22 protein-coding genes are annotated in these 22,077 nt (G+C 72.6%); 13 read left to right on the top strand and 9 right to left on the bottom strand.

Annotation, left to right across the window (positions count from 1 at the left end; translation table 11 throughout):
- Positions 1 to 17: 17 nt before the first annotated feature.
- Genes ACXJKB_RS08420 through ACXJKB_RS08405 form a run of 4 tightly spaced genes read left to right on the top strand, consistent with a single transcriptional unit; the run spans position 18 to position 3,472 of the window.
- On the top strand, positions 18 to 977 hold the full coding sequence (locus ACXJKB_RS08420) for an ABC transporter ATP-binding protein (protein ID WP_457187283.1): 960 nt from the start codon (positions 18 to 20) through the stop codon (positions 975 to 977).
- Entirely contained in the window at positions 970 to 1,866 is an 897-nt protein-coding gene (locus ACXJKB_RS08415) for an ABC transporter permease (RefSeq protein ID WP_457187281.1), read from the top strand. Before ACXJKB_RS08420 ends, ACXJKB_RS08415 begins: the two co-directional genes overlap by 8 nt.
- Positions 1,863 to 2,774: an ABC transporter ATP-binding protein gene (locus ACXJKB_RS08410; protein ID WP_457187279.1), complete on the top strand. Its 912-nt coding sequence runs from the start codon at positions 1,863 to 1,865 to the stop codon at positions 2,772 to 2,774. Before ACXJKB_RS08415 ends, ACXJKB_RS08410 begins: the two co-directional genes overlap by 4 nt.
- Complete coding sequence (locus ACXJKB_RS08405; RefSeq protein WP_457187277.1) at positions 2,771 to 3,472, top strand: ABC transporter permease; 702 nt, start codon at positions 2,771 to 2,773, stop codon at positions 3,470 to 3,472. Before ACXJKB_RS08410 ends, ACXJKB_RS08405 begins: the two co-directional genes overlap by 4 nt.
- A 6-nt stretch (positions 3,473 to 3,478) precedes the next feature.
- Here ACXJKB_RS08405 and ACXJKB_RS08400 read toward each other — a convergent pair whose 3' ends face one another.
- Positions 3,479 to 5,023 (bottom strand): PucR family transcriptional regulator ligand-binding domain-containing protein, encoded by a 1,545-nt coding sequence (locus tag ACXJKB_RS08400; protein ID WP_457187275.1) that lies wholly within the window; start codon positions 5,021 to 5,023, stop codon positions 3,479 to 3,481.
- A gap of 149 nt (positions 5,024 to 5,172) precedes the next feature.
- On the opposite strand from ACXJKB_RS08400, the gene ACXJKB_RS08395 reads away from it, so the two are divergent.
- The 4 genes from ACXJKB_RS08395 (at position 5,173) to ACXJKB_RS08380 (ending at position 8,686) form a co-directional block, all read left to right on the top strand.
- A complete protein-coding gene (locus ACXJKB_RS08395; protein WP_457187273.1) occupies positions 5,173 to 5,631 on the top strand; it encodes a nucleoside deaminase in 459 nt (152 codons plus the stop codon).
- A complete protein-coding gene (codB, locus tag ACXJKB_RS08390; protein WP_457187271.1) occupies positions 5,628 to 6,917 on the top strand; it encodes a cytosine permease in 1,290 nt (429 codons plus the stop codon). Before ACXJKB_RS08395 ends, codB begins: the two co-directional genes overlap by 4 nt.
- Positions 6,918 to 6,983: 66 nt before the next feature.
- Positions 6,984 to 8,105 (top strand): ATP-dependent DNA ligase, encoded by a 1,122-nt coding sequence (locus tag ACXJKB_RS08385; protein ID WP_457187269.1) that lies wholly within the window; start codon positions 6,984 to 6,986, stop codon positions 8,103 to 8,105.
- Entirely contained in the window at positions 8,102 to 8,686 is a 585-nt protein-coding gene (locus ACXJKB_RS08380; protein WP_457187268.1) for a hypothetical protein, read from the top strand. Before ACXJKB_RS08385 ends, ACXJKB_RS08380 begins: the two co-directional genes overlap by 4 nt.
- An 11-nt stretch (positions 8,687 to 8,697) precedes the next feature.
- Here ACXJKB_RS08380 and ACXJKB_RS08375 read toward each other — a convergent pair whose 3' ends face one another.
- Complete coding sequence (locus ACXJKB_RS08375; RefSeq protein ID WP_457187266.1) at positions 8,698 to 9,795, bottom strand: sulfotransferase family protein; 1,098 nt, start codon at positions 9,793 to 9,795, stop codon at positions 8,698 to 8,700.
- Between the two features lie 75 nt (positions 9,796 to 9,870).
- Between ACXJKB_RS08375 and ACXJKB_RS08370 the strand changes: the two genes are divergently transcribed.
- Positions 9,871 to 12,627 carry a stealth conserved region 3 domain-containing protein gene (locus ACXJKB_RS08370; RefSeq protein WP_457187264.1) on the top strand — a complete coding sequence of 919 codons (2,757 nt, stop codon included), beginning with the start codon at positions 9,871 to 9,873 and terminating at the stop codon, positions 12,625 to 12,627.
- Positions 12,628 to 12,781: 154 nt separating this feature from the next.
- On the opposite strand, the gene ACXJKB_RS08365 is transcribed toward ACXJKB_RS08370, so the two are convergent.
- Both ACXJKB_RS08365 and ACXJKB_RS08360 read right to left on the bottom strand, forming a co-directional pair.
- On the bottom strand, positions 12,782 to 13,867 hold the full coding sequence (locus ACXJKB_RS08365) for a DNA polymerase domain-containing protein (protein WP_457187262.1): 1,086 nt from the start codon (positions 13,865 to 13,867) through the stop codon (positions 12,782 to 12,784).
- Positions 13,868 to 13,876: 9 nt separating this feature from the next.
- On the bottom strand, positions 13,877 to 15,100 hold the full coding sequence (locus tag ACXJKB_RS08360) for a multidrug effflux MFS transporter (protein WP_457187260.1): 1,224 nt from the start codon (positions 15,098 to 15,100) through the stop codon (positions 13,877 to 13,879).
- A 47-nt stretch (positions 15,101 to 15,147) separates the two neighbouring features.
- Between ACXJKB_RS08360 and ACXJKB_RS08355 the strand changes: the two genes are divergently transcribed.
- Together ACXJKB_RS08355 and msrB are read left to right on the top strand one after the other, a co-directional pair.
- Positions 15,148 to 15,600: a MarR family winged helix-turn-helix transcriptional regulator gene (locus ACXJKB_RS08355; RefSeq protein WP_457187258.1), complete on the top strand. Its 453-nt coding sequence runs from the start codon at positions 15,148 to 15,150 to the stop codon at positions 15,598 to 15,600.
- Positions 15,601 to 15,648: 48 nt separating this feature from the next.
- Positions 15,649 to 16,047 carry a peptide-methionine (R)-S-oxide reductase MsrB gene (gene msrB, locus ACXJKB_RS08350; RefSeq protein ID WP_191193079.1) on the top strand — a complete coding sequence of 133 codons (399 nt, stop codon included), beginning with the start codon at positions 15,649 to 15,651 and terminating at the stop codon, positions 16,045 to 16,047.
- Here msrB and ACXJKB_RS08345 read toward each other — a convergent pair whose 3' ends face one another.
- The 5 genes from ACXJKB_RS08345 to ACXJKB_RS08325 form a co-directional block, all read right to left on the bottom strand.
- Positions 16,048 to 16,890 carry a hypothetical protein gene (locus ACXJKB_RS08345; RefSeq protein ID WP_457187255.1) on the bottom strand — a complete coding sequence of 281 codons (843 nt, stop codon included), beginning with the start codon at positions 16,888 to 16,890 and terminating at the stop codon, positions 16,048 to 16,050.
- A gap of 38 nt (positions 16,891 to 16,928) precedes the next feature.
- Positions 16,929 to 17,345: a rhodanese-like domain-containing protein gene (locus ACXJKB_RS08340; protein WP_457187253.1), complete on the bottom strand. Its 417-nt coding sequence runs from the start codon at positions 17,343 to 17,345 to the stop codon at positions 16,929 to 16,931.
- On the bottom strand, positions 17,342 to 17,854 hold the full coding sequence (locus ACXJKB_RS08335) for a cysteine dioxygenase (protein WP_457187251.1): 513 nt from the start codon (positions 17,852 to 17,854) through the stop codon (positions 17,342 to 17,344). Before ACXJKB_RS08335 ends, ACXJKB_RS08340 begins: the two co-directional genes overlap by 4 nt.
- Positions 17,855 to 17,940: 86 nt before the next feature.
- On the bottom strand, positions 17,941 to 18,669 hold the full coding sequence (gene hemQ, locus ACXJKB_RS08330; RefSeq protein ID WP_457187249.1) for a hydrogen peroxide-dependent heme synthase: 729 nt from the start codon (positions 18,667 to 18,669) through the stop codon (positions 17,941 to 17,943).
- A 4-nt stretch (positions 18,670 to 18,673) separates the two neighbouring features.
- On the bottom strand, positions 18,674 to 20,023 hold the full coding sequence (locus ACXJKB_RS08325; protein WP_457187247.1) for a protoporphyrinogen/coproporphyrinogen oxidase: 1,350 nt from the start codon (positions 20,021 to 20,023) through the stop codon (positions 18,674 to 18,676).
- Positions 20,024 to 20,078: 55 nt separating this feature from the next.
- Between ACXJKB_RS08325 and ACXJKB_RS08320 the strand changes: the two genes are divergently transcribed.
- A complete protein-coding gene (locus tag ACXJKB_RS08320) occupies positions 20,079 to 20,975 on the top strand; it encodes an NYN domain-containing protein (protein WP_457187245.1) in 897 nt (298 codons plus the stop codon).
- A 58-nt stretch (positions 20,976 to 21,033) separates the two neighbouring features.
- Positions 21,034 to 22,011, top strand: coding sequence for a DUF4349 domain-containing protein (locus tag ACXJKB_RS08315; protein ID WP_457187243.1), 978 nt, complete (start codon positions 21,034 to 21,036; stop codon positions 22,009 to 22,011).
- The last annotated feature ends 66 nt before the right edge of the window (positions 22,012 to 22,077 follow it).

Raw genomic sequence — 22,077 nt, 5'->3', positions numbered from 1 at the left:
CCGCTAGCGTGGCGGTCGTGACGGGGGAACTCATGGGGCATCCGCCGGTCATCTCGACCGCCGGGCTCACCAAGCACTACGGGACGGTCCACGCGCTGACCGACCTCACGGTCGACGTCGGCGAGGGCGTGACGGGACTCGTCGGCGCCAACGGCGCCGGCAAGTCGACGCTGATCAAGATCCTGCTGGGCCTGCTCGAGCCCACGGGCGGGCACGCACGCGTGCTCGGCCACGACATCGAGCAGGAGAGCCAGGAGATCCGACGGCTCGTCGGCTACATGCCCGAGCACGACTGCCTGCCGCCCGACGTCAGCGCCAGCGACTTCGTCGTCCACATGGCGCGGATGTCGGGCCTGGGGGCGTCGGCGGCCCGTGAGCGCGCCGCCGACGTGCTGCGCCACGTCGGCCTCGACGAGGAGCGCTACCGGCCGATGGGCGGCTACTCCACCGGCATGAAGCAGCGCGCCAAGCTGGCCCAGGCGCTCGTCCACGACCCGCGGCTCGTCTTCCTCGACGAGCCGACCAACGGCCTCGACCCCGCCGCCCGCACCGACATGCTGCGGCTCGTGCAGCGCATCGGCAGCGACTTCGGGATCGCCGTCCTCGTCACCTCCCACCTGCTCGGCGAGCTCGAGCAGGTCAGTGACCACGTCATCGTCCTCGACGGCGGCCACCTGCTGCGCAGCAGCGCCACCGGCGAGTTCCTGCAGCGGACCGGCAGCCTGCTGGTCGAGGTGGTCGGCACCGAGGCCGAGCGCGACCGGCTCGGCGAGGCGCTCGCCCAGCGCGGGCTCACCTGCCGTCCCCGCGGGGCGATGGTCGCGATCGACCCGCCACCGCCGGAGCTCGCCGAGGGCGGAGCCGTCCACGACCTGATCCGCGACGTCGCCGCCGACCTCGGCCTGGGCCTGATGCGCCTCCAGCCCGACCGGCACCACCTCGAGGACGTCTTCCTCGAAGGAGGCACCCGTGTCTGACCTCACCCCCGACGCCGGCCGTCCCGGCGTCATCCACGACCTCGGCTACCGCCACTTCGACGGCGTCCGTGAGGGCACCCCGGCGATCGCCCGCAACCTCTTCGTCACCGGCCTGCGCCACGCCTACGGCCTCGGGCGGTCCGGCAAGTCCAAGGTGATGCCGTTCCTCCTGCTCGCCATGTCGCTGCTACCGGCCACGATCGTCGTCGGCGTCGTCGTGCTCACCGGCCTCGGCGAGCTCCCGGTGTCCTACGCCGACTACACCAACCAGACGCAGCTGCTCGTGAGCCTCTTCGCGGCCTCGCAGGCGCCGGTGCTGTTCTCCCGCGACCTGCGCCACCGCTCGATCGTGCTCTACCTCGCCCGCCCGCTGGCGGCACCGGTCTTCGCGCTCGTCCGCTGGTTCTCGCTGACCCTCGCGATCTTCCTCTTCACCGCGATCCCGACCGTGGTGCTTTTCGCGGGCGCGATGCTGGCGGGGCTCGACAAGAGCGACCAGACGACGTCGGTGCTCAAGGCGATCGCGCTGCAGGTCCTGCTCGCCATGATGGTCGCCGGCGTCAGCGGGCTGATCTCGTCGGTGTCCCTGCGGCGCGGCTTCGCGGTCGTCGGCTCGGTGATGGCACTCATCGTCCTCACCGGCATCGTCACCGTGATGCAGAACATCGCCTACTACGAGGGCGACAGCGAGTCGGTCTCGGTCGGCGTCGGCCTGCTCTCCCCGTGGTCCCTCTACAACGGCCTCGCCAACGCCTGGGACGCCGGCGTCGACACCCCGGTGCCGGTCGACGGCGCGTGGGTGCCGGCGTACGCCATCGTGGCGGTGCTGCTGGCCGCCGGCTGCCTCCTCGGCCTGGTCGCCCGCTTCCGGAAGGTGGGTTCGCGATGAGCACCCTCGTCCTCGACTCCGCGTCGCGCTGGTTCGGCAACGTGGTCGCGGTCAACGACGTCTCGCTGTCCATCGGGCCCGGCGTGACCGGTCTGCTCGGCCCCAACGGTGCGGGCAAGACCACGCTCATGGCGATGATGTCGGGCTTCCTCGCCCCGTCCGCCGGCCACGTGACGCTCGACGGCCAACCGGTGTGGCGCAACACCGAGACCTACCGCCAGATCGGCCTCGTGCCCGAGCGCGAGCTGAGCTTCGGCTACCTCACCGGCCGCCAGTTCGTCCGCGCCAACGCCGACCTGCACCGGCTGCGCGAGGCGGCCGCCGCCACTGAGCGGATCCTCGAGGTGGTCGACATGGTCGAGCCGGCCAGCCGACGCCTCGACACCTACTCCAAAGGCATGCGCCAGCGCGTCAAGATCGCGGCGGCGCTGGTCCACGACCCGACGGTCCTGCTGCTCGACGAGCCGTTCAACGGCGTCGACCCGCGCCAGCGGATGCACCTGATGGACCTCCTGCGGCGGCTCGGCGACGAGGGGCGCACGGTCCTCTTCAGCTCCCACATCCTCGAGGAGGTGGAGCGGCTCGCCCGGCACATCGAGGTCGTGGTCTCCGGCCGGCACGCCGCCTCCGGCGACTTCGGCGCGATCCGCCGCCTGATGACCGACCGGCCGGTGCAGTACGCCGTCCAGTCGAGCGACAACCGCGTCCTCGCCTCCGTGCTGATGGCGCGGGAGTCGGTGCGCTCGGTCAGCCTGCGCGGCGACCAGCTCGACGTCCAGGTCGGTGACCTCGGCAGCTTCGCGGTGGACCTCCCCCGGCTGGCCCGGCAGCACGACGTGACCCTGTTCGAGCTCTCCCCCAGCGACGAGTCACTGGAGAGCGTCTTCGCCTACCTGGTGGCCCGATGATCAACACGACCATTGCCAAGCTCGCCCTGCAGGCACTGCTGGGCCGACGCCGCTTCTTCCTCCTGCTGGCCTTCCCGGTGCTGCTCATCGGCCTGGTCGCGCTCGTCACGGCGCTGGTCGACGGCGACGCGGCCTACGAGGTGCTGCCCAACCTCGGCTACCCGCTCGTGCTCCCGCTCGTCGCGATCCTCGCGGCGTCGTCGGTCCTCGGCCCCGAGGTCGACGACGGCTCGATCGTCTACCTGCTCTCCAAGCCGGTGAACCGCTACGGCATCGCGATCAGCAAGTGGCTGGTGGCGCTCGGCGCCACCCTGGCCGCCGGTGCGCTGCCGATCCTCGTCGCCGCCCTCATCACCGGCGACAGCACCCGGGCGGTGGCGTTGTTCGTCGGCGCCGTCGTCGCGGGGACGGCGTACTCCGCGCTCTTCCTCGCCATCTCCGCGGTCACCCGGCACGCCGTCATCGCGTCGCTGATGTTCGTGCTGATCTGGGAGAGCCTGCTCGGCAACCTCTTCAGCGGCATCGCCTGGCTGAGCATCGGCCAGTGGGGCCTGCGCATCGGCCACGAGATCTCCAGCGCCCTCCCCGACCCCGCCAACCTGGGCTACGCGATCATCGCCAGCCTCGTCGTGACGGTCGTCGGGGCCTGGTTCGCCGGCGACCGGCTGCGCTCGTTCTCCCTCACCGGCGACGAGTAGGACCGCTCAGCCCCCGAAGCCGACCCGGGGGTCGATGCCGGTGCGCAGGCGCCAGGCCAGCACCCCGAGGCGCAGCCCGAGCTGCTGGTCCGCGTCGTCGAGCTCGACGCCGAGCAGCCGCTGGATCCGCTCGAGCCGGTCGTAGAGCGACTGCCGACGGATGCCCAGCGCTGACGCGGCCGCAGCCTTCGACGTGCCGAGCGTCAGGTAGGTGTCCAGGGTCCGCAGGAGCTCGGTGCGGTGCCGGCTGTCGTGCGCGATGAGCGCCCCGACCTGCTCCTCCGCCACGGCAGCCCAGGCCGTCGGCCCGACGGAGGACAGCAGGTGCGACGCGGCGAGGTCCCGGGCCAGCAGCACGCCGTCGCGTCGACCGGTGCGTCGGGCGAGCTCGAGCAGCTCCCGGGCGGTGCCGAGGGCCGGACCGAGTTCGGCCGGGTCACCGACGAGGGGCCCGGCCACCAGCAGCGCCGGCGCCGCGGCACCGACGTCGCCGGACCCACCGACGCCCAGGCGTCGGGCGAGCTCGGCGTGCGCCTCGGTGAGTCCCGTCCTGGCCAGGCCGGGACGGGTCCAGCCACGCACCACCGCGACGACCCGGCTCCCCGCGATCCCGGCCAGCACCGGGGTCGAGACGGTGCGGAATGCCTGCTCGAGGGCGGGCACCACGTCGGTCAGCGCCGTTCCCGGCTCGACGGCGACCGCGATCGGCTGCCAGCCGCGGCCGTCCGCCGGCGGCCAGCCGAGGTCGGCCAGCCGGTCGGTCACCTCGCTGCCGGGCATCGGGCTCGCCGCGCAGAGGTCCGAGACGAGCGACTGGCTCGGGCCCGGCCGCTGGCCCAGCGAACCCGCACGGCCGAGCTCGAGCGCCACGGCCACCGCACCCTGCGCGGCCGCCCGGCGGCGCTGCCGGGTCGCCGTGCCGAGGACGTGCAGCGTGCCGACCACGCCCGCGGGTCCCCGCACCGGCTCGACCACCTCGGCGTCCTCGGCCACCGACACGATCGTGCTGCGCTCCAGGAGCTGCTCGTCGCGGTCGCGCAGCTCCACCTCGCTGCCCGCCGCCCGCGACACCTCGTCGAGCAGCGCCCGCAGGCCCCGCCCGTCGATCACCACCTGCGCGAGGTCGCCCCAGCCCGCTCCCCCGCCGGCGTGGGCGCGTTGGCGGACCACGAGCTCGTGGAAGTCCTCGACCATCCGCTCGAAGGGCACCACCTGGCGCAGGCCGAGCACCACCAGCTGGCGTCTCCCGGCCGCTTCGAGGATGGCGGCCGGTACCTCGAAGAACGTCCGCCCCAGCTCGAGCGCAAGGGCCGCCAGCCCGGCGTCGGCGAGCTGCTCGACGTACGCCGTCAGGTGCTCGGAGGTGCGTCCGTGCAGGCCGAGACCCGTGGTCAGCAGCACCTCGCCCCCGGCCAGCAGCCCGCCCATCTCGAAGACCTCGGAGGAGTGGACCCAGCGAACCAGCACACCCTCGGGGCGCCCCGCGAGGACCTGGGCGCCGGCCGCCCGGAAGGACGGCAGCGCCAGCACGTCGGACAGCGGGATCAGCACGCAGCACCTCCGTGTACGGACAACGTGTCAAGAGACTAGTGGTGCTGGACGGTCGAGGTGTCCGTTGCCAGGTGCACCGCTGCTCTGGTGGTGTGAGCCGGGACACACCCGCACGGGCGGGAGCGGCACGACGGACGAAGGGCCAGGCGATGATCGACACAGCGGAGCAGACCTTCCTCGACCTCGCGATCGAGCAGGCCAGGATCGGGTGGCAGGAGGGCGGCATCCCCATCGGCGCTGCGCTCGTCCATGACGGCGAGGTGCTCGCCGTCGGCCGCAACCGGCGCGTCCAGATGGGCTCGGCGATCCGGCACGGCGAGACCGACTGCATCGAGAACGCCGGCCGCCTCCCGGCACGCGTCTACCGGGCCAGCACCCTCTACACGACGCTCTCGCCGTGCTTCATGTGCGCCGGCACGTCAGTGCTCTACGACATCCCGCGCATCGTCATCGGGGAGAACCGGACCTTCGAGGCCTCCGAGTCGTGGTTGGCCTCGCGCGGGGTCGAGCTCGTGGTGGCCGACGACGCCACGTGCAAGTCACTGATGGACACGATGATCGCGGAGAAGCCCGAGCTGTGGGCCGAGGACATCGGGGAGGAGGCATGAACACCCCACTGAGCGCCACCACGTCCCCCACGACCGAGGTCATCGATCCCGACTACCCGGTCACCCCGGTCCCCCGGCACGCCCGCAAGTCCTTCATCTCGCTCGCCGTCGTGCTCCTCGGGTTCACCGTCTTCACCCCGACCATGCTCGCCGGAGCCCAGCTCGGGGCGGCGTTCACGCTCTCCGAGCTGGTCCAGGTCATCCTGCTCGGCTCGCTCGTGCTCGGTGTCTACGTCGCGGTGCTCGGCTGGATCGGCGCCCGCACGGGCCTGACCACGGTCGTGATGTCGCGCTACGTGCTGGGCCAGCGGGGTGCCAAGCTCGCCTCGATCCTGCTCGGCGGCACCCAGATCGGGTGGTACGGCGTCGTCATCGGCACCATCGGCGACCTCACCGCGCAGGCGCTGGACTGGGAGTCGTACCCGGCTCGTGCCACCGTGATGATCCTCGCGAGCGCCCTGATGTGCCTCACCGCCTGCTACGGCTACCGCGGGATGTTCTGGGTCTCGGCGATCTCCACGCCCCTGATCCTGGTGCTCGCCTTCTGGGTGCTGCTGCGCTCGCTCGAGGAGGTCGGTGGCTGGTCGGGCCTCGCGCAGGTCGAGCCGGACGCCACGATGACCTGGTCGGTGGCGATCACCACCGTCGTCGGGACGTTCGTCTCGGCCGGTACGCAGGCACCCAACTGGACCCGGTTCGCGCGGACCGGAGGCCAGGCCGTGCTCGCATGCGCGATCGGGTTCCTGATCGGCAACGGGCTGATGATCTTCTTCGGCGCGACGGGCGCGATGACCTTCGGCGAGGGCGACTTCGTCCTGGTGCTCTACAACCTCGGCCTCGTCGGGTGGGGCCTGTTCCTCCTCTTCGGCAACCTGTGGAAGTCGAACGCCGACACCGCCTACGCCTTCGGTGTCGCCGGCGCCGAGCTCTTCGAGAAGCCGTCGAAGCTGCCGTTCGTGGTCGGCGGCTCGATCATCGGCACCGTGCTGGCCCTTGTTGGGGTGCAGAACCACCTCGTCGACTACCTGGTCCTGCTCGGCGTGTTCATCCCGCCCCTCGGCGGCGTCATCATCGGCGACTACCTCGCCCGCTGGCGCGCCGGCATGCCCGAGGGCCACCCGGTCGAGCCGTTCCACTGGGTCAACCTCGGGATCTACGCGCTGGCCAGCGCCCTCGCGTACGCCGCCAACGAGACCGGGTTCTTCGTCCCGCCCGTCATCGGGGTGCTGGTCGCGCTCGTCCTGGCCTTCGTGGTCGGGCGCCGGCGGGCCGGCAGCGTCGCCTGACGCGCGGCACGCCGCCCCTGCGGGCTGACGCACCGCACGGGCGGCGTGCCCCACTAGGCTCGTGGTGTGGACCTTCCCGTGATGCCGCCGGTGCAGCCGATGCTCGCCAAGAGCGTCAGCGGTGTCCCCGACCCGGCGAAGCACGGCGGCCTGAGCTTCGAGCCCAAGTGGGACGGCTTCCGCTGCCTGGTCTTCAAGGACGGCGACGAGGTCGAGCTCGCCAGCCGCAACACCAAGCCGCTCACCCGCTACTTCCCCGAGGTCGTCGAGGCCGTACGCCGCCAGCTGCCCGAGCGCATCGTGCTCGACGGCGAGATCTTCGTCGGCCTGCAGGGACCGGACGGGTGGCGGCTGGAGTTCGAGACCCTCCAGGAGCGGATCCACCCCGCCGCGAGCCGGGTCGACAAGCTCTCGGTCGAGACACCGGCCGGCTTCGTCGCCTTCGACCTGCTGGCGCTCGGCGACGAGTCCTTCATGGACCGCCCGCTCTCCGAGCGCCGCGCCGCACTCGTCGAGGCGCTCGGCCACCTCGACGGGAGCGGCCCGTGCTTCCTCACCCGCACCACCGAGGACCCCGCCGAGGCGGAGCGGTGGTTCGAGGAGTTCGAGGGCGCAGGGCTCGACGGTGTCGTCGCCAAGCCGCTCGGGTCGGCGTACGAGCCCAACAAGCGCACCATGCTCAAGATCAAGCACGAGCGCACGGCCGACGTCGTCCTCGCCGGCTACCGCGAGCACAAGACCTCGACCCCCGAGGAGCCGCTGATCGGCTCGCTCCTCCTGGGCCTGTACGACGACGACGGCGAGCTGCAGCACATCGGCGTCTCGGCCAGCTTCACCGCCGCTCGGCGCGCCGAGCTCTGGCACGAGCTCCAGCCCCTGGTCTGCGACATCGCCGACCACCCGTGGGGCCGGTGGAACGAGTTCCTCACCGCCAACCCCGACCGCGTCCCCGGCACCCAGAGCCGGTGGAGCGCCGGCAAGGACCTCGGGTTCACCGCCCTGCGCCCCGAGCGGGTGCTGGAGGTGAAGTACGACCACATGGAGGGTCGGCGGTTCCGGCACACCGCCCACTTCAAGAGGTGGCGCACCGACCGCGACCCGGAGAGCTGCGGCTACGGCCAGCTCGACGAGCCGGCGGGCTACGACCTCACTAGAATTCTCAGTACCGAACCCGGAGGCGAGTCATGACCGACCACACCGACATCCCCGACGACTCGATCCACGACGGGGAGGGCACCTACGACGTCGTGCTCCTCGTCGAGCAGGCCCTCACGGCCGCGGACGCGAAGCAGGTGCGCTCGCTGCACGCCGAGATCGAGGACACCGTCGTCTACCACGTCCTGCTGCCGCTCGAGGACGCCGCGGCCCGCATCGAGGCCTCGCTCGGCACCCTCGGCGCCGGCGACCTGATGGCCGCGCCGGCCCTGGCGATGAACGACGTCGACATCGAGGCGCTGCGCCGCGAGTGCGAGGAGAACTCCTCCTCCGACCTGCACAAGACGCTCCTCGCGATCCACGACGCCGGCGGGAAGGCGACCGGCAAGGTCACGTCCGAGCCGCCGGTCGACGCCCTCGCCGCGCTGGTCACCTCGGTCGACGCCCGCGAGGCGATCATCCTGACCCGCTCCCACGTGGTGGCGGAGTTCTTCCACGTCGACTGGACCTCCCGCGCCCGCCGCAAGCTCGGCGTCCCGGTCCTCCACCTCATCGAGCACGAGAACTTCGACGAGCAGGCCTCCGGCTCCGGCGAGGGCGTCACCGGCGTCTGAGCCGGAGAGGGTCAGCGGCGCGTGACGCGGCGTACGACGGCGCGGCGGAGGATGGCGGCCGCCTCCCGGCCGCCCACGGTGGGCTCGGGCGCCCGCCGGGCCTTCTCGAGGTCGCGGCGCAGCTGCTGCACCGTCGCCCGCTGCGCGTCGCGCGCCTGGCGCCCGGCGAGCGTCGACTCGGCCTTGGTGTGGTCGAAGGTGAGCGCGACGGCGTCGGCGTAGCGCGTGCGGTAGTCCTCGTGGATGTCGTCGAGCCGCGCGAGCGTGTCGACGTCGTGCGGCGTGGTGGTGAGCACGCCGAGCAGCTGCCAGACCTCCTCCGCCATGTCGCGCAGCCAGTCGGGCGTGCGGACGTCGTCCCAGGTGAGCTGCGACTTGCGCATCGAGGGCTCGATGAAGTCGTCGACCGGGTGGTGGTCCCGGTGCTCCGGAGAGGCGGCGAGGTCGGCGTTGAAGTCGAGCTCGAGCTGCTGCTGGACGGGCGCGAGGGCCGCGCGCCAGTCGGCCAGCAGGTCGACGTACCTCACGAACGAGCGCCTGGAGCCACGGCCGGCCTGCTCGGTGAGGAGCGCGGCGTGCACCCAGCCGGCGACGTTGGACGTCTCCTTGGTGAGCCGCAGCTCCTCGGACTGGCTGGAGAGGTAGGCGATGTCGCGGGAGCCGACGACCTCGGCGGGGTGGCGCAGCGCAGTCAGCCAGCGAAGGTCGGCGCCCAGCTCGGCGCTCACGACCTCCCACACCTGGGCGAACCAGAACGCGTGCGGGTCCTTGACCACGATCTGGTCACCCGCCTGGTCGTGCTCGGCCAGCTGGCCGGACAGCCACTCGTGCAGCTCACCGGTCGGGAGGCCGGTCCCGACGTAGCGCGCGACGATGTCGACGGCGGCGGGGCGGCTGTCGATGTTGAAGAGCGCGAGCTCCTTGAGGTGGCGCTTGTGGAAGTCGATGACCCACTGCGGCTCGTAGAACCCGCGCGGGTTGGTCTCGGACGCCTCGACCTCGGGCTGCGGCACGTGGAGGCCGAGCCGCTTCAGGGTGCCGGCGAGGGAGCTCGTGCCGCTGCGCCCGGAACCAGACACCAATACGAGCGGGGTGGAGGACGTCGGCATGCGGGTCACCCTATCGGCCGGTGTTGCTCCCCCTAGGATCGTGGCGACCCGCTCCCGGACAGGACTGAGGACCACGTGGCACTGACCGACAGGCTCGGCGGGAAGGTGCGCTCCGCGATGCGCCGGGCGCGCCGCGACGGGCCGCTCGACGTCGTCTACGTCCTCTTCAACGCCGACGGGATGGGCGGCACCGCGCGTTCCGGTATCGAGCAGGCCAACGCCCTCCTCGGCCTCGGCGAGGGTCACCGCGTCCGCATCCTCAGCATCACGCGCAGCGGCGACGAGACCCACTACCCGCTCGCCGACGGTCTCGAGGTCACCTACCTCGTCGACGTACGCCCCGAGCGTCCCGTCGCTGTCTCCGGCGACCACCCGGCCGAGCTCGCCGAGCGCGAGTCCACGATCGTGCCGCGCAGCTGGGACGCGCTCTACAACGCCCTCACCGACGCCGCCGCCCGCGAGGCGCTCGGCAGCATCGAGGCCGACGTCCTCGTCACCACCACACCGGAGCTGCTCGCAGTGGTCGCCCAGCTCGCGCCGGCCGACATCGCGCTGGTGCACCAGGAGCACCGGGCCTCCTCGAGCCGAGTCAACGACCTCGGCGCTCTGCTGCAGTTCGCCCCGCGGGCCGACGTCGTCGTCTCGCTGACCGAGTCGATGTCGCGCTGGCTGGCCGGACGCCTCGGCGGCGCCGCCCCCGAGCTGCAGGTCATCCCCAATCCGCTGCCCTCGCACCCGCAGCAGCGCTCCCCGCTCGACCAGAAGACGTTCGTCACGGCCGGCCGACTGGCTCCGGAGAAGCAGTTCGAGCACGTCGTCGACGCCTTCTGGCGCATCCACGAGCAGCTGCCGGGCTGGACGCTGACGATCTGGGGCGACGGGCCTCGCGCCGACAACCTCGCCGCGCAGGTGCGCAAGCTCGGGCTCGAGGACCGCGTCCACCTCCCCGGCTCGACCGACGACCTCGCCGCCGAGTGGGCACGCACGAGCGTGGCCGTCCTCGCCTCCCGCGGCGAGGGCTACCCGCTCGTCCTGCAGGAGGCGATGTCGGCGGGCGTGCCCCCGGTGTCGTACGACTGCCCGTCGGGCCCCCGCGAGATGATCACCCACGACGTCGACGGGCTCCTCGTGCCTCCGGCGTCCAAGGCGGCCCTCGCCGCCGCGATGCTCCGGATCGCCACCGACGACGACCTGCGCAGCCGCATCGGCACCGCCGCCCTGGAGCGCTCGCACCGCTGGGACGGCGGGGTGCTGGCCCGACAGTGGGTCGAGACCTTCCGCACCGCCGTCGCGCGCCGTGCCGACCCGCTCGCCCCGCGCCGGGTGCTGCACGGCCTCCGCCCCGGTCCGCTCGGCGACCTGCCCGAGACCACCGGCGCCGCGGGCGTCACCCCCGCCCAGGCACGTACGACGTCACTGCGGGCGCTGACGTCCGCGGCCGCCGCGACCGGCGAGGGCTGGTTCGTGGTGCCGGCCCGCGGGCTCGACCGGCACCCGGTGGTCGTCGTCCCGTCGTCACGCCGCGGCGCCTTCCTGTCCGCGCTGGCCTCCGGACCGGTGCCCGACTGGCTGTCGGTGCGCGACCCGGCCGAGCGCGGCTGGCCCGAGCGCCGCGGCACCGTCGCGGTGATGACCGACGAGCTCGCCCGCGCCCGCACGGCGACGCTGTTCCTCGAGCCGTGGCCGATGCGCGGCGGGCACGACGGCGTGCTCGGCGAGGGCGTCGAGGTCGGCGTGCAGTTCTGGGAGGAGTCGCCCGACGGCGACCTGCTCGCGCCCGGCCCGAACCGCTACGGCGACCGGGTGCCGGCCGGCACGCCCCGCACCACCACCAAGGTCGAGGACGTCGAGGTGCCGACCCTCGAGGTGATGGCGCTCCCGACGATCGACGACTGCCGCTTCGACGTCGACGTCGTCTACACCTGGGTCGACGGCGACGACGAGGCCTGGCTCACCGCCCGCGACGAGCGGATCCGCGAGCTCGGCGGCACCCCGAGCGCCCGCGCAGGGGGCGCCTCGCGCTACCGCAGCCGCGACGAGCTGCGCTACTCGATGCGCAGCATCCACCTCTTCGCGCCGTGGGTGCGACGGATCCACCTCGTCACCGCCGGCCAGGTCCCCTCCTGGCTCGACACGACGCACGACCGCGTGCGGGTCGTCGACCACCGCGAGATCCTGCCGGAGTCGGCGCTGCCGACGTTCAGCTCGCACGCGATCGAGACCCGTCTGCACGCCGTGCCCGACCTCGCCGAGCACTTCGTCTACGTCAACGACGACGTCTTCCTCGGCCGGCCGCGACGCCCCGAGCACTTCTTCCGCCCCGGTGGCCAGTACGCCGCCTTCGTCGCCGACCACCGCGCCATCGGCCTCCCCGGCACCGACGACCGGCCCTACCTGACCGCGGCCCAGAACAACCGCCGCGTGCTCGCCGACGCGTTCGGGGTGGCGCTGACCCACACGATGATGCACAGCCCGCACCCGCAGCGGCGTACGACCTTGGAGGAGATCGCCGCCCGTTTCCCGGCCGAGGTGGAGCGCACCACGCACGCGCCGTTCCGCTCCGAGACCGACCTGTCGATGCTGTCGTCCTTCGCGCAGACCTACGGGCTGATCACCGGCCAGGCCTTCCGCTCCGGCGCCCACCACGGCTACGTCGACCTCGGCCACCAGCAGCTGCCCGTCCAGCTGAAGCAGATGCTCCGGCGCGACCGCGACTTCTTCTGCATCGCCGACAACCTCCTCGCCGCCTTCGACGAGGAGCGCGCCGACGGCCTGCTCCACGAGTTCCTCGAGCAGTACTTCCCGATCCCCGCCCCCTGGGAGCTCGGCTGAACGGTGCGTGAGCCACATTCCCCGCCGTCGGAATGTGGCTGGCGCACCGCTGGCCCACGTTTCGACGTACGCCGCTCCGTCGAGCGGTGAGTGAGCCACGTTCCCCGCAGTCGGAACGTGGCTGGGACACCGCTCGACGAGTCGAGGCGAGCCGTCAGGTGCCCTCGACCCGGTTCCCGTCGGCGTCCCAGTGGGACTCGACCTTCTTCGACGGCTGCACGCGCGGCGGCTCACCGGGCATCTTGGGGTGGTCCGGCGGGTAGTTCAGCTCGACGGGGTGCTCGTCCCAGAGGTCGAGGAGCGGCTGGAGCGAGTGGTGCACGTCGTCGATCGCTGCCCACGGGTCGCCATCGACGGCAAGCCGCGACGGCACCGAGAACAGGTTGAGGTCCGCCGGCGAGGTGAGGCCGGCGAGCTCGTCCCACGTCACCGGCGTCGACACCGGGGCTCCGGCGATGGGCCGCAGGGAGTACGCCGACGCGATCGTCCGGTCGCGGGTGTTCTGGTTGAAGTCGACGAAGATCCGCTCGCCGCGCTCCTCCTTCCACCACGCGGTGGTCACCCCGTCGTCACGCTTCTCCAGCTCGCGGCCGAAGGCGATGGCGGCATGGCGGACGGCCGCGAAGTCCCACTTCGGCTCGATCCGGACGTAGACGTGGATGCCGCGGTTGCCCGAGGTCTTCGCGAAGCCCGTCATGCCGAGGTCGTCGAGCAGCTCGCGGGCGACACCGGCGACCCGCACGGCGTCGGTGAACGTCGTACCGGGCTGCGGGTCGAGATCGATCCGCAGCTCGTCGGGATGATCCACGTCGTCGCGACGCACCGGCCACGGGTGGAAGGTCAGCGTGCCCATGTGGGCGCACCAGACCGGCACCGCGATCTCGGTCGGGCAGATCTCGTCGGCCGTGCGCCCGGACGGGAAGGTGATCGTCGCGGTCTCGAGGTAGTCGGGCGCGCCCTTGGGCACCCGCTTCTGGTAGAACGCGTCGGCGTTGCGGTCCTGGGGTCCTGTCGCCAGCTTCATGCCGGGACGGACGCCGCTCGTCCACCGCTCGAGCGCGGTCGGCCGGTCGCGCAACGCGCGCATCAGGCCGTCCTCGACGCTGGTGAAGTACTCCGCGACCATCAGCTTGGTGACCGCCGGGGTGCGGTCGGTCGCCTCGTAGATCACCCGATCGGGGGACGAGATCCTGACCTCGCGCTCCCCCGCCCGGACGTACGCCTCCGACGCCTTCGCCATGCCACGACCCTAGCCCCGGACGGCGACCAGCCGCTCCGACCGACGCGCGGGCAACCGGACCGCACCGCTGCAGAAGACCACGAGCGCCGCCACGGCGCTCGCAGCGACGGCGACGCCCATCGCCACCCCTCCCGAGCGCGCGTCGTGGCTCGCCAGCGACATGACGGACGCGACTCCCCCGCTGACGACGCACTGCAGCACGCCCTGGAGCGACGCCGCGGTGCCGGCAGAGCGGGGGTACGGCGACAGCGCGAGGGACGTCGCGTTGGCGAGGACCGGTCCCAGCGCGGCGACGAGGAAGAAGAGGCATGCGAGGAGCACGGCGGCCGGTGCCTGGCCCACGACGGACGCCAGTACTCCGATGCCGGCCACCGCCCCCAGCGCCAGGCTGGCGCCGAGCAGGGCGCGCTCGTCCGCGACCCGGCCGACGAGTGCGGAGTTGAGCTGACCGAGGACCACGATGCCGACCGCGTTGAGCGCGAACACCAGGCCGTACTGCTGCGCGGACAGGCCGTAGGTGTCCTGCAGCACGAAGGACGAGCCGGCGATGTAGGCGAACATCGCCGAGAACATCAGCGCCGCCGCGAGCGTGTGCCGGAGATACGCACCGTCGCGCAGCAGGGTGCGGAAGGCGAGGACCGTCGCGCCGGGGTCGGCGGGGCGACGACGCTCGACCGGCAGTGACTCGGGGAGCACCCGGGCGACCGCCACGAGCAGCACCGCTCCCGTGGCGGCGAGCACCACGAAGACGGCCCGCCACGGGGCCACCGTCAGCAGCTGCGCGCCCACGATCGGCCCGAGGACGGTGGCGACGCCGTTGACGAGCATGAGCGCCGACACGAGGCGCGTCAGGTCGGAGCCGTCGACGTGGTCGCGGGCGATGACCCGGGCGAGCACGGTGGCCGCGGCCGCGCCGAGCGACTGGACGACGCGGGCGGCGACGAGCCAGCCGACCGACGGTGCCGCCAGGCACGCGAGCGACCCCGCGACGTACGTGGCCAGGCCGGCCAGCAGCAGCCGCCGGCGTCCGTGCGCGTCGGACAGCGGGCCGACCACCACCTGGCCGACCGCGAGGCCGATCATGAACACGGTCACGCTGAGCTGAACGAGACCGGGGTCGGCGCGCAGGTCGCGGGCCATCTCGGGCATGCCGGGCAGGTAGAGGTCGATGGTGAGGGCGGGGAAGGCGCTGAGCGCGCCGAGCAGCAGCACCAACCGCCGTCGCTCCGCCATAGTTATGTACACATCATTATGTGAACATATTTCACTACGCTGTGTCCATGGTTTCCCACCCTTCGGACCACGACGCGTTCGGCGAGCTCGCGGACCTCCTGCTCAACGTGGGCAGGCTCGTCCGCGCGCGCACGCCCGCGGAGGCCGACGGCGTGCCGCTCAACGAGACCGAGCGCACCGTCATGCGCATGGTCGACCTCTTCCCGGGGGCCTCGCCCAGCGACATCGCCGAACGCGGCCGGCTGCAGCGCAGCAACGTCAGCGCCGCCCTCCGGACGCTCGAGGAGAAGGGGATGGTCGACCGCTCGTCGACGTCTGGTCGCGGCGTCGCGGTCCACACGACCCCGCTCGCCATGCGCAACCTCGAGGAGCTCCGCGCCGCCTGGGCTCGCGAGCTCGCCGTGCCGCTCGCCGACGACGTGGACGACGTACGCCAGTGCGCGGCCCTGCTGGCCAGGCTCGAGGTGCGGCTGATCGACGCCGACCGGGCGGGCGACTGAACCGACCTGAGCACGAGTGGCGCTGGAACGCCTCCGTAAACTGGCGGCATGGCCTACGACGTGCAGAAGACCGACGAGCAGTGGCGCGAGCAGCTCGACCCCGAGGAGTACGCCGTCCTCCGCCAGGCCGGCACGGAGCGCGCGTTCACCGGTGAGTACACCGACACCGAGACCGAGGGCACCTACTCGTGCAAGGCCTGCGGGTCGGAGCTGTTCACCAGCGACACCAAGTTCCACTCCGGCTGCGGCTGGCCGAGCTTCTACCAGCCGATGACCGACACGGTGGAGTACATCGAGGACAACGCCCACGGCATGAAGCGCGTGGAGGTCCGCTGCGCGACGTGCGGCTCGCACCTCGGCCACGTCTTCCCCGACGGCTTCGGCACGCCGACCGGCGACCGCTACTGCATCAACTCGATCAGCATCACGCTCAACGAGAAGAAGTAGTCACTCCACGGCGACCAGCGCCGAGCTGATCCGCACCAGCCCGTCGCCGTACGTCGCGTCGGCCCACTCCTGGATCGACCCGTCGTCGAACACGACCTGCGCGTCGAGCGAGTCCGGCGACGTCGAGCCGCTGGTCAGCAGCTGGTCACCGAGCGCGGCCTGCAGCTCCTGGTTCACCTCGTTGAGGTCGGCGTCGGTGCGCTCGACAGTGGTCACGCAGAGCATCCCGCCCCACGTCGTGCGCAGCTCGGCCTCGGCGCCCTCGGCGTCCTCGGTGACGGCGACGTTGATCGTGTTGCCGGTGAGCCACGCGGAGGCGTACGTCGGCAGCGCGGAGGCCGCGGCGAGCGTGGCGTCCATGTCCTCGGGGGTCGCCTTGGCCGTGTCGGTCGTGGTCGGGCTGTCGCACGCGGCGGCGAGCGGCTCCTCCTCGGGCGCGGCCATGGTGTCGTAGAGGGCAGCGGGGATCGCGTCGGTGACGGTGAAGGTGGTGCCGTCGAAGGTGCCGGTCAGGGCGTAGGAGCCCCACCGCACCCCGGAGGCCTCCTCGGAGCCTGCGTCGCCCCAGTCGAAGTCGGCGAGCGCGGGGCCGCCGCACTGGGGCGGGTAGGACTCCGCCACGGCACCCAGGCACAGCTCCGGACCGTCGCCTTCGTCGATCACCATCACCAGTCCGCTCGTGCGCACCTCACCGTCGGGCACGGGCTGCGGCACCTCGCCGGACGACGCATCGGCGGCGGCCCCGGAGCCCGAGGCAGGATCCACGGCCCTCATCTCGGCCTCGGTGGAGCAGGCGGTGGCACCCAGGACGGTCAGCACGGCAGCAGCAGCGAGGATCCTCATGATGCTCCGACGCTACTGCGGACGGGGCCGTTCCGGGGTCAGCAGTCGCCGCGGCACGCCACCGGCAGGTGCGCCTCGCGCCACGCCTTGAAGCCGCCCACCACGTCGGTCGCGTCGAGGCCGAGGCTGCGCAGCGCGTCGGCGGCGAGGCTGGAGGTGTAGCCCTCCTGGCACAGCACCAGGATGCGGGTGTCGTACGACGCCTCCTCCAGGCGCGCGTCCGAGCGCGGGTCGAACCGCCACTCGAGCACATTGCGCTCGACGACCAGCGGACCCACCGCGGGGTGCACCTCCCCCTCGGCCGCCCGCTGCGCCGCCGGGCGGATGTCGACGAGCACCGCGCCGCCGAGGGCCTCCCGGTAGGCGGTCTCGACGTCGACCCGCTCGAGCCGGCTGCGCGCATCGGCGAGCAGGGCGTCGACGCCGTCGTACCGGACGCTCGAGACGGTGCTCACCAGGACTCGCCGCGCTGCTCGACGCTGGTCACCTGCAGCCGTCCGCGGACGAGCTCGTAGCGCGTCATCGCGGCCAGGCCCGGCGCGTAGGCGTGCAGCGAGACGGCGGTCTCGGTGCCGTGGTTGACGACGTCGTGGATGTGGCTGCCGTCGAACTCGCGCACCGACGACGCCCCGAGGGTCCCGGCCGTGGCGACGCCGGTCCAGACGTACTCGGTCAGCGACCCGGTGAGGACGACGAAGGCGCCGCTCGCCGAGCCGTGGTCGTGCCAGCCGGTGCTCGAGCCGGCGGGCCAGGTGATCAGCCAGATGTCGGCACCGGCGCCCGCTCCGACGCGGGCCCAGGTGCGCTCCGGGACGGACAGGTCGACGTGCGCGAGCGGGTCGTGGGTGGCGAGGTGCTCGGCCAGCGCGGTGCGGGCAGCCTCTTGTCGGTCGGTCGTGCGGCTCGACGCACGACCCGTCGAGCGGACGGCGGGGGCCTGGGAGGTGGGGAAGGTGGCGGTCATGGATCCTCCTGAGAACAATGTTGAGTGACTTACTCTACATTGCCCAGTCGACGACTGGGGCCATGTCCAGCACCCGGCGCGCCGCGTCAGGGCAGGCGGTCGAGCAGCTCCTGCGGCGTGACCCGGGCGCCGGTGTAGAACGGCACCTCCTCGCGCACGTGGCGACGGGCGTCGGACGCGCGCAGGTCGCGCATCAGGTCCACGATCCGGTGCAGCTCGTCGGCCTCGAAGGCGAGCATCCACTCGTAGTCGCCGAGGGCGAAGGACGCGACCGTGTTGGCGCGCACGTCGGCGTAGCCGCGGGCCTGCTGGCCGTGCTGGGCGAGCATCCGGCGACGCTCGCCGTCGTCGAGGAGGTACCACTCGTAGGACCGCACGAACGGGTAGACGCACACGTGGGCGCGGGGCTCCTCGTCGGCGAGGAACGCCGGGATGTGCGACTTGTTGAACTCCGCCGGGCGGTGCAGCGCCATCTGCGACCACACCGGGTCGAGGCGGCGGCCGAAGGCCGTGCGCCGGAAGGCGTTGTAGGCGCCCTGCAGCTGCTGGGAGTCGGCCGCGTGCCACCACACCATGACGTCGGCGTCGGCGCGCAGGCCGCTGACGTCGTAGATGCCGCGCACGACGACGTCCTGCTCGGCCAGCACCTCGAGGAGCGCCTCGACGTCGGTCGCCTCGGCGGCGCGGTCGGCGTCGTCGCCCAGGACGTCCCGGAGCCGGAACACCGACCACATCGTGTAGCGGATGGTGTCGTTGAGCTCCCGCGTGCGGGCGGCGTTGGTCTGCTCGGCAGTGGTCGGGGTGGACTCGCTCATGCCGTCATTCTGCCCGTGTGACCGAGGCCACGGCCCGCCGGGCCGAGCCGATCACCGCGGGGATGCCGACACCGTCGTACGCCGCCCCGCAGACCGCGAGGCCCGGCTGTCCCTCGACGGCCGCGCGGATCCGCGCGACCCGGTCGAGGTGGCCGACGGCGTACTGCGGCAGCGCGCCGCCCCACCGCTGGACGTGGGTGTCGACCGGGCGGGCGGTGATCCCCGCCATCGCGGCGAGGTCGGCGAGGGACACCCGCACCAGCCCCTCGTCACCCGCCTGGAGGGTGACCTCCTCGCGGTGGCGTCCGAGCGAGGTGCGGAGCACCACGACGTCGGGGTCGAGGTCGCGCACCCACGCCCACTTGGCGAAGGAGAACGTCGAGGCCTTGATGGTGCGGCGCTCGACGGGCGGCACGAGGAACCCGGACCGGTCGAACAGCGCGTCGGGGACGTCCTGGGCCCGGAAGGCCAGCGTGACGACGGCGACGCTGGCGGCCTCCACCGCGGCGAGCTCCGCCGCGGCGTCCGGGAGCACGTCGCCGAGCAGGCGAGCGGTCGCCGCGGCGGGGGTGGCGAGCACGACCGCGTCGGCCTCGATGGTCTCGGCGCTCGTGGTCGGGCCGACGGTCAACGCCCAGCCCGACGGCGTACGACGAAGTGCGCGGACGGTCGCCGAGGTGCGCACCTCGAAGCCACCGCCATCGGCGACCAGCGCGGGCAGTCGGCCCATCCCGCCCGGCAGGGCGGCGAAGACCGGGGCGACCGAGGCCGGCACGCCGGAGGCCTGCTCGAGGAGGCTGCCGCGGCGGGCCATGGCGAGCAGCTGCGGCACGGCCGCGGCGGCCGAGATGCGGTGGGCGTGGCCGGCGTACACGCCTCCGAGCAGCGGCTCGACGAGGCGGTCGACGAGCTCGTCGCCGAGCCGTGCGGCGACCAGGTCTCCGACCGAGACGTCGTCGCCGACGGGGGTGGCGGCCTCTGTGCTCGCCCGGGCCAGGCCCTCGGGGCTGAGCACGCCGCTGGCGGCGAGCTGGTCGAGGTCGAAGGGGACGCCCATCAGCGAGCGCGGCATCATCCGCAGGGACCCGCGCGACCACACCGCCGACGTCGCAGGCGTCGGGTGGACCACCTCGGCGCCGAGCTCCTCGGCGAGCGCCAGCCCCTCGGGGCGGCGGGCGAGCATCGCCTCGGCGCCGACGTCGACGGTCAGCCCGGCGACCTCGGCGCTGCGGAGCTTGCCGCCGACCTGGGGCGAGCCCTCGAGCAGCAGGACGTCGCGGCCGGTGGCGGCGATGCCGCGAGCTGCGACCAGACCGGCGATCCCACCACCCACGACCACCGCGTCACGCCTCACGCCACCACCCTGCCAGAGGGGGTGACGACACTCGGGCGCGCCCTAGGCTGCACCCATGGAGTCCCACGGAGCCGCCGACCGGATCGCGGTGATGATCGACGCCGACAACACACGCCCGGCCTACGCCGACGAGGTGCTGGGCGAGGTCGCGAAGTACGGCGACCCGACCATCCGGCGCGTCTACGGCGACTGGACCAACCCGCACCTCACCCAGTGGGCGCGCAAGCTCAACCGCCTCGGGCTGCGCGCGATGCACCAGAACGCCTACACGTCCGGCAAGAACTCCACCGACCTCGCGCTCGTGATCGACGCGATGGACCTGCTGTACGACGGCAACGTCGAGGCGTTCGCGCTGGTCACCAGCGACAGCGACTTCACCAGCCTCGCCCACCGGCTGCGCGAGTCGGGCAAGAAGGTCTACGTGCTCGGGGAGAACAAGGCGCCGGAGTCGCTGCGCAACGCCTGCGACAAGTTCATCGACCTCGCCGTGGTCGCCGACCGGCCGGGCGAGGGCGAGGACACCGACGACACCGACGACGACACCGACGACGGCAGCGGGACGGATGCCCCCTCGATCAACCTGCAGAGCGCGCTCACCCGCGCGGTCAACGCGGTCTCCGACGACGAGGGCTGGGCGCTCCTCCCCGCCCTGGGCAACCAGCTGATCCGCACCCACCCGTCCTTCGACGCGCGCAACTTCGCCGGCCCGGGTGCGCGGCTGAGCACCCTCATCACCGCCCAGCCCTACCTGGAGACCTCCGGCAGCGGCAACGCCCTGCGGGTGCGGCTCAAGGGCCGCAAGCCGGCCGGCCGGAAGGCGACCGACAAGAAGGTGCCCGACAAGAGGGTGCCCGACAAGGAGGCGCCCACCGAGGCGCCGCCCCAGGCTGCGCCGCCGAAGGTCACCACCACCAAGCGCACGGCGAAGCGGGCGCCGAGCAAGAAGGCCTGACGCGTCACGGTTGCGTCACGGCCGGAACCGGCCCGCGCGGCGGCGGCGTCGGACGGCCATGACCCTCACCGCGACCCGCTCCCGCACCGCGGGACTCCTCACCGCCCTCACCATGACGGCCCTGCTGGCCGCCTGCTCCGCCGACGACAGCGGCAGCGACGCCGTCTCCGGGGACGTCTCGGGCGAGACGTCCAGCGAGACGTCCAGCGAGACGTCCAGCGGCTCGTCCGGGAGCTCGTCCGGGAGCTCGGACGGGAGCTCGGACGCCGGCGGCTCGTCGGCCGACTCCACCGGGTCGCCCGACGCGTCGAGCGGGCAGGACGCCCCGACCGCCCCGGAGCTGCAGCGCTCGGTCATCTCCAACGGCACCGTCTCGCTCGCCGGGGAGGACGTCCGGGCGACCCGCCAGGACGTGCAGCGCGTCGTCGACGCGCAGGGCGGCGAGATCACCGACGAGACCACCGAGACCGACTCCGAGGGCGACACCTCCTACGTGCGGATGGTGGTGCGGGTGCCGAGCCGGAAGTTCGGCGAGACGATGTCCGCGCTGGAGCAGGTCGGGGTGCTGCGCTCCTCCGACCGCGGCTCCGAGGACGTCACCACCCAGGTCATCGACAACGGCGCCCGCGTCCGGGCGCAGGAGGCCAGCCTGCGCCGCGTGGAGCTGCTGCTCGCCGACGCGCGCGACCTCAAGGACGTCATCTGGATCGAGTCGCAGCTCACCGGCCGACAGGCCGAGCTGGACTCCCTGAAGTCCCAGCAGTCGTGGCTGGCCGACCAGACGTCGCTGTCGACCATCACCATCGACATCTCCACCCACCAGGTCGTCGAGGACGAGCCCGAGGAGGAGCGGCCGACGGGATTCCTCGCCGGGCTCGACGGCGGCTCGAAGGCCATGGGGACGCTGTTCACCATCGTGACCACGATGGTCGGCGCGCTGCTGCCCTTCGCCGCGGTGGCCCTCGTGCTCGGGCTGCCGGTGTGGCTCGTCGTACGACGTCGCCGGACCGCCGCGTCGCGGACGCCCGCCGCGTAGACGCGCGGACATGACCCGTCCCACGCCTGCGGCGCCAGGCGTGGGACGGGAGTCCGGCCGAGGGTT

The sequence above is a fragment of the Nocardioides sp. P5_E3 genome (assembly GCF_054049275.1).
The sequence above is the reverse complement of the archived record's forward strand: the minus strand, read 5'-3'. Positions and strand labels throughout refer to the sequence as shown.